Source organism: Lachnoanaerobaculum sp. (assembly GCF_057250505.1).
On record NZ_DBHIEQ010000019.1, the window covers coordinates 51,838 to 59,080 of the forward strand.

Sequence of the window (7,243 nt, forward strand, 5' to 3'; positions counted from 1 at the left end):
GGCACAGACGGATGAAAATTATATGAATACTTTTATAAGTAAGCATAAAAAATTTATTTTAATAAGTGCTTTTCGAGCAACGAAACGTTTTATATCAGAAAATGATGATGAATATTCTGTAGCTATGATTGCCTTTTGTGAAGCGATAAAATCCTATGAAGAGTCCAAGGGAAGCTTTAAGGGGTTTGCTTTTTTGGTAATCAAAAGGCGGTTGACAGACTATTCCCTTTCACAGGCCCGCTTTCAAAAAGAGCTTTCTGTTGAGCCTGCCTCTATGGATGGCGAAATCGAAAATGAAGAAGAAGTAAGTGCCTTACAAATAGAAATACGACAAAGATCTGTAGAAATATCTGCGGCAGAGGGTGTCGGTGTGGAAGCCCCGGGTTCAACCCCTATGCAGGATGAGATTGCAGCAGTACAAAATCTGCTTTCAGGCTATAATTTTTCTTTTTTTGACCTGACAGAATGCTCTCCAAAGGCGGAAAAGACAAAGATAGCTTGTGCAAAGGCGGTAGCCGTACTTTTGCAAAATCCGACTCTTTTCAAAAAAATGCAAACTACAAAAACACTTCCTGTTAAGGACATTTCATCAGACAAAGATATTTCTGTAAAGATTTTGGAAAGGCATAGAAAATATATTATAGCAGCGGCAGAAATTATGCAGGGGGATTATCCTCTGCTGAAAGAATATATGAGTTATATCAGAAAGGCATTGGAATCAGAACTATGAAAGCAGTAGTACTGGAAATCAAAGAAAATTGGGCTGCCGTTCTATGTGAGGATGGAGTCGTTAGAAAAATTAAAAAAGGTAAGCTCTCTGTCGGGGATTCTTTGGATATAAGTCCTGAAAGCCGTGGTAAGATACTCTCACTCGGCTCATTTAGAAGATATCTTGCCGGCAGTGCTGCGGCACTATTTTTGCTTACTGCCGGAGCAGGTGGAGTATACTCCTATAATACCGTTTGGGCATGCTCCTATGTGTCCTTGGATATAAATCCGTCAATAGAGTATACCTTGAACAGACAAAATTATGTAATTAAGGTAAAGGGACTTAATGAAGAAGGACAGGGAATTGTGGATGAGTTGATGAAGACATCACTGCATCATGCCACATTGGAAGAAACTTTGGAACAGACAAAGCTGATTCTTTCACAAAAAAAATATCTAAACAGTGATACCGGAGAATATGTGCTGATAAATGTGTCTGCAAGCAATGATAGACGCATGAACATTTTGCAAAAGGAGGCTTTATCAGCATTTAGTACAGAGCAGACAAAGGGTAAATTAAATCTTGTACTTACAGGCTCTACCTTAAAAGAACATAAAACAGCAAGTTCCTTAGGCATTTCCACAGGAACTTATCAGCAGATTCAATATATTAAAGCGAAGTCTCAAAAGGATGGGAATGAATCATCCACCGATGCTAAAACTTTTGCAATACAGCCGGCAGATATTGTGAAGTATAAAAACTATACAGTTTCAGAGCTTTTAGAATCCTCAGGACAAACCGAAAACTCAAATAATACTATCGAGACTTCCGTGGAAACCGGGCAGTCTGTTGATTTGCAAAGTTCATCAGCTTTACAGGAAGAAAAAAATAATCAAAAGAGCATGGAAACAGATTCTAGCAAGATGCCGGAATCTTCTAAAAATAATAAAGAACAGTCAGCTTCGCAGACAGAAAAAAATACCGGCAGTGAGCAGGAGATAGAGTCTCAAAATAAAAGTAAGTCAAATGATAAAGCTCCTAAAAATTCTAAAGATAAAAGTCTTGAAGAAGGACAAGGTACACAGAGTAATGAGCCACAACAAAGCAGCCGGATACAAAGCAGTGAGCCACAACAAAGCAGCCGGATACAAAGCAGTGAGCCACAACAAAGTAATAGCCCGATAAAAGGCGGTGAGTCACAGCAAAGTACCAGCCCGGTAAAAGGTGGTGAGTCACAGCAAAGTACCAGCCCGGTAAAAGGTGGTGAATCACAGCAAAGTAACAGCCCGATGCAAAGCAGTGAGTCACAACAAAATAACAGTTCAATACAGGGTAATGAGCCTAAACAAAATGGCAGTCTGCCACAAAGCAATGAATCAAATAATACTTCACTGCAGAGTAATGATTTGTCACAAAGCAATGATTCAATGCAGGATAATACTCCCGGAAGTATGAGATAAATACCCGCAATAATCAGGCTGACAACAGAGCCTCTTAACCTGTTTTATTAAATATAATACCTCATAATATGATTGTTAAAATAATGCAAAAATCGCCGGAGTGTAAGAAGCCGGCGATTTTTTACTGTGCTACAGACTTTTCCTGTATTTTTCACATACAATAAATCCTACCGATAAAACAGCGATTATTCCCCCGGCTGAAAATATAATTGAATTTACTGTACTGAATTTATCTGAATTGTATAAAGCTATAAATTTTTTGATTTCATCAAAGGTATACCAGCCCTTTTTTATAGAAATCTTATCTCTCTCGATATTGACTAAAACCCTTATTTTTAATGAATCATCATCAAAAACTTTTACCAACAGTACTGAGCCGAAGGGGGGTGGCTCTGTCTGCCCCGAGCAAGAGGATATTTGTCATTCCGGTATTATATTGTTCACCCAGAAGGTCAGACATTAGAGTGATCGTTGTATAATTTTTGTCTTCATAAATGAAATTCATGGATTCAAAAAGCTTACCACTATCATCATAAGAAAGCACTCTCTCAAAATATTCATTTGACGGCTGATACTCTGTTACAACCCAGCTGGAATCCTTAATATCAATAGTATCTGTATTCGACTCAAAGACAAGTTCTCTAAGTTCATCCTCTGATTTTATCTTGCTGACAGGTACCGCATTGTAAACAAAGAATAGCTCTGTATTATCTACAATACTTTGAGTAGGCTCTCCGTTTTTTGAAAGAGCATTTATCAAAATTTAAACATTACTGTATTCGTAAAAAAGTATAATTATTCTCTAATATTTCCATAATCAAAGATTTAAAGTGAAATATACCAACACAGATATATTTTTATACATATAAAAATGATGTATTTTCTTATTCTAAAAGATGTTATACTAAAATAGTTGTAAAATAAAAAGGAGATTTCTATGTCAAAAACTTATACCAATTCGTATTTGTTTAAGAGGTTTTTGCCTTATTACAGCAAATATTATCCTACACTTATACTTGATTTGATATGTGCCGGATTTTCTACAATGTGTGATTTGGTACTGCCGATAATACTGAGATATCTGACAAATACTGCAAGACAAAATATAGAGCTGCTTACTCTAAAACTTATAATAACACTTGGAGCGATATTTGTATTGCTTCGTATAATAGATACCATAGCCAATTACTATATGCAAAATATCGGACATGTTATGGGAGCCAAGATAGAGACGGATATGAGATATGATATTTTTTCGCATATTCAACAACTTCCGTATTCATATTATAACACCAATAAATCCGGTCAGATTTTATCCCGTATAACCACGGATTTGTTTGAAGTTACGGAGTTTTCACATCATTGCCCGGAAGAGTTTTTTATTGCATTTGTAAAATTTGTTATTTCATTTGTGATACTTATAAATATAAATATTGTTCTGACCTTGATTATATTTATGATGATACCGATTATGGTGATTTTTATGTCCTCTGCCAATAAAAAGATGAGAGCGGCACAAAAAGAGCAAAGAAATCATGTCGGTGATATAAATTCAGGTATTGAGAATAATATACTTGGTGCAAAGGTGGTTAAGTCTTTTGCAAATGAGGATTTGGAAGTGGAAAAGTTTCACAGGGAAAACTTGAAATTTTTGGATATTAAAAAAGTGTTTTACAAGCATATGGCAAATTTGCAGGTGGTCTACAGGATTTTTGACGGTATCATGTATTTGACGGTTATTGTACTTGGCAGCCACTATATAAAAATAGGAGTTATAAATGCCGGCGATATGTTTTTATACACTCTTTATATCAATATGCTTTTAAATACTGTAAAAAGAATTGTTGATTTTATGGAGCAGTTCCAAAGAGGAATGACAGGTATTGAAAGATATATCGAGATAATGGATGTAAAAAACGATATAATTGATAGGGAAGATGCCGTTATACTAAAGGATGTACAGGGTGATATTGAGTTTAAGAATGTAAGCTTTTCATATCCTCAAAGTGATGTAAAGATACTTGATAATATAAGCTTTAATATAAATAAGGGAGAAAATATTGCTCTGGTAGGCTCATCAGGAGTCGGTAAAACCACAATATCCAATCTTATCCCCAGATTTTATGAGGTCAGCGGAGGCGAGATACTGATAGACGGCAGGGATATTCGTGATATTAAGCAAAAGTCGCTAAGAGACAATATCGGTATAGTTCAACAGGAAGTGTATTTATTCTCCGGCACTGTATATGAAAATATCGTGTACGGAAAAAAGGATGCAAGCTTTGAAGAGGTTAAAAGGGCTGCAAAGATGGCAGGTGCCTATAATTTTATTATGGAACTTAGCGATAAGTTTGATACATATATAGGTGAGAGAGGCACCAAGCTTTCAGGAGGTCAAAAGCAAAGAATCAGTATAGCAAGAGTATTTCTTAAAAATCCTCCGATACTGATACTTGATGAGGCGACATCGGCACTTGATAATAATTCTGAGGCTATAGTGCAGCAGTCTCTTGAAACATTAAGTGAGGGAAGAACTACAATCACCATAGCTCACAGACTCTCAACAATAAGAAATGCCGATAAAATCTTGGTACTTACTGAAAAAGGCATAGAAGAGTCCGGTACACATGAGGAGTTGCTGAGTAAAAAGGGAATATATTTTAATTTTTATAATAAAAATATAGATGAATTAAAAGAATAAGTTTTTAAGCCAATGAGATGGCGGAATGGAGATATTATGCAGGATATTTTTGATTTGATAGATGAAGATGAGTTGGTGGACATATTTTCAAAGGCGGTGGATATAAAAAGCACAAATCCTAAGGGAAATGAAAAGCCTATGTGTGAATATGTGGAAAGTCTGCTAAAGCAAAACGGTATAGAATATTTTACAGTGCCTGTGGAAGAAGGCAGATATGATATTATAGCAAAAATAAGGGGAAGTCAGGATAAGGATGCCTTGGTATTTACCGGACATATGGATGTTGTTCCGGTATCGGATGACGAGATGAAAAGATGGAATACTCCGCCATTTACCTCGACTATAAAGGACGGTAAATTATATGGAAGAGGAAGTGCGGATATGAAAAGCGGGCTTATATCTGCGATTTATTCAATGATACTGCTGAAAAGAAATAATATCACTCCCAAAAGAGATATAATACTTGCCGCCACCATTGACGAGGAAAATCTTATGAAGGGTTCCAAGGCATTGCAGGATAATGAGGCGTTTAAAAATGCAAAATATCTTATAGTATGTGAGCCTACAGATATGAAAATATGCAATGAGCAAAAAGGAAGAACATGGGCGGATATTTGTGTGCATGGAATGACTGCTCACGGTTCACAAAAAGGTGTGGGAGAAAATGCGATATATCTTGCAATAAAGCTGATTGAAAAGATAAAGCATACAGAGTTTAAGGAGTATCCGGACACATTTTGGCGTACACTTGCCATAAATGCCGGGGTGGAGCCACAGGTAGTACCTGACAGATGCGTATTTACTGTAGATGCCAGACTTCAGGTGGGACATGAGCCGGCTAAGATATGGGAAAAACTTGAAGAGCTTATACAGGAAATAAAATCTGAGAATCCGCATTTTGACGCTACCTATGAGATAGAGGATATGAGAACTTCATGGCATACAAAAAAAGAGGATGAATTGATACAGGGTATTATGTCATCACTGAAAAAGCTTGATATAAATCCTGTTTTTGATACATTTACAGGCTCTACAGATGCCAGTATGCTTATAAAAAACAATCTGATACCTGTAATCATAGGTCCGGGGGATTTGTCTGTGGTGCATAGGGAAAATGAATATGTGGAGCTTAAGCAACTTTTTGAGTCTTGTAAGTTGTATATTGATATAATGACCGGATTATAAGAAAATCTTATAAAGAAAGGGCTGTTCAGTATAAATCCCGGCAGTCACAAGGTTTTTTGGCCTTGTAACTGCCGGGATACTTTATTTGTATTAAGGTTGCCCATTTCAGACAGTCTTAAATTATTTTAATAATATGTTCTACCCACACCCTTTACAGGATTAAGTATTGAGTTGACATCTTCATCTGTGAGATCCATGCCATAGAACTTCTTATAATATTCTTTGATTTTTTCATCCATGTTTATATCCTCAAACTTTTCAGGGTAGGTTGTTTTTGCAATCCACCAAAGAGAAAGCGGAGCATCGGTTGAAGGCGGCCACCAACGGTGCATGCCCAATGGAAATTTATAAACCTGCTTATTTATAACCGCAGGTACCCCGCTCCAGTCGGCACCTTCAACTGTAGTGTTATTATAAAAATCTTCCGGGAAGAAGTCTGAGAGAGTTGAGATAAACATTATGTCGGGTGCCCAGGAATATACCTGTTCCATATTTACATTTCCCTGTGTTCCTTTACCTACATTGATACCTCCGGTTACGGAGATCCAATAATCACTGAAACCTCCTAAGGTAAAGTTGGTATCGCTGTAATGACCGATCATCAATACTTTTTTTCTTTGATCCTCAGGAATATCGGCAAGTCTTTTATTGATTTCATCCTGAACTTCCTTGGCATATTCTGTTATACCGGTAACCTTACTGCCTTCTTCAAAGACCTGTTCCATAAGGCTTATCCATGCATTAAGTGTTTCGATAGTATTGGGGCCGTTAGGGGTAACTGTTGAAAATCCGACAGCGGGTATTCCGGCATTTACAAACTGCTGTCTTTCTTCCTCTCCGCCTGCATAAAATACCACATCAGGCTTAAGTTTTAACAACTCTTCCATATTAAGTTCACCGCCTTTGTAATAATCTATGGAAACATTCAATATATCAGGGGCATATTTTGCCAGAATGGAATTTTTTGCCGCATTTAATGAGTCAGGAGGCATTGAGATAAGTCCGTCCACATTCCGTCCCTATACGAACTTCACTTTTTATTTTTGAATTGGTCAAACTAAGTATGCTGCTTCCACTTGCAGAGTAAAAACAATAACTTTTGCCGATTAATAAATTTTTATCATGTGATAAATTAGTATATCGAATAATTATTAACTGTTACAAACTTCGTTGGTTTTAATTCCTGCT

At 36.6% G+C, this 7,243-nt stretch carries 7 protein-coding genes; 4 read left to right on the forward strand and 3 right to left on the reverse strand.

Translation table 11 applies throughout. The features are described from left to right. Positions 1 to 730, forward strand: a 730-nt coding sequence (locus ACO6FI_RS09050) for a sigma factor (RefSeq protein ID WP_485457049.1), incomplete at its 5' end; no start/stop codon positions are given. Continuing rightward, complete coding sequence (locus tag ACO6FI_RS09055) at positions 727 to 2,169, forward strand: anti-sigma-I factor RsgI family protein (protein WP_485457050.1); 1,443 nt, start codon at positions 727 to 729, stop codon at positions 2,167 to 2,169. The genes ACO6FI_RS09050 and ACO6FI_RS09055, both read left to right, overlap by 4 nt. A 129-nt stretch (positions 2,170 to 2,298) precedes the next feature. Here ACO6FI_RS09055 and ACO6FI_RS09060 read toward each other — a convergent pair whose 3' ends face one another. Both ACO6FI_RS09060 and ACO6FI_RS09065 read right to left on the reverse strand, forming a co-directional pair. After that, positions 2,299 to 2,535 (reverse strand): hypothetical protein, encoded by a 237-nt coding sequence (locus ACO6FI_RS09060; protein WP_485457051.1) that lies wholly within the window; start codon positions 2,533 to 2,535, stop codon positions 2,299 to 2,301. Next, the gene (locus ACO6FI_RS09065) at positions 2,519 to 2,929 is read right to left on the reverse strand and encodes a hypothetical protein (RefSeq protein ID WP_485457052.1); all 411 of its coding nucleotides are present in this window, start codon (positions 2,927 to 2,929) and stop codon (positions 2,519 to 2,521) included. The genes ACO6FI_RS09060 and ACO6FI_RS09065 overlap by 17 nt, the downstream gene beginning before the upstream one ends. Before the next feature lie 177 nt (positions 2,930 to 3,106). Here ACO6FI_RS09065 and ACO6FI_RS09070 point away from each other — a divergent pair, with 177 nt between their 5' ends. After that, the gene (locus tag ACO6FI_RS09070; RefSeq protein ID WP_485457053.1) at positions 3,107 to 4,870 is read left to right on the forward strand and encodes an ABC transporter ATP-binding protein; all 1,764 of its coding nucleotides are present in this window, start codon (positions 3,107 to 3,109) and stop codon (positions 4,868 to 4,870) included. Between the two features lie 36 nt (positions 4,871 to 4,906). Then, a complete protein-coding gene (locus tag ACO6FI_RS09075; protein WP_008754555.1) occupies positions 4,907 to 6,055 on the forward strand; it encodes a M20 family metallopeptidase in 1,149 nt (382 codons plus the stop codon). 125 nt (positions 6,056 to 6,180) lie between these two features. On the opposite strand, the gene ACO6FI_RS09080 is transcribed toward ACO6FI_RS09075, so the two are convergent. Further along, on the reverse strand, positions 6,181 to 7,065 hold the full coding sequence (locus ACO6FI_RS09080) for an ABC transporter substrate-binding protein (RefSeq protein ID WP_485457054.1): 885 nt from the start codon (positions 7,063 to 7,065) through the stop codon (positions 6,181 to 6,183). Between the last annotated feature and the right edge of the window lie 178 nt (positions 7,066 to 7,243).

Excerpts from the sequence above, each read along its gene's own strand:
- ACO6FI_RS09070 (WP_485457053.1), top strand. The coding sequence starts at position 3,107 with ATGTCAAAAACTTATACCAATTCGTATTTGTTTAAGAGGTTTTTGCCT.
- ACO6FI_RS09075 (WP_008754555.1), top strand. The coding sequence starts at position 4,907 with ATGCAGGATATTTTTGATTTGATAGATGAAGATGAGTTGGTGGACATA.
- ACO6FI_RS09055 (WP_485457050.1), top strand. The coding sequence starts at position 727 with ATGAAAGCAGTAGTACTGGAAATCAAAGAAAATTGGGCTGCCGTTCTA.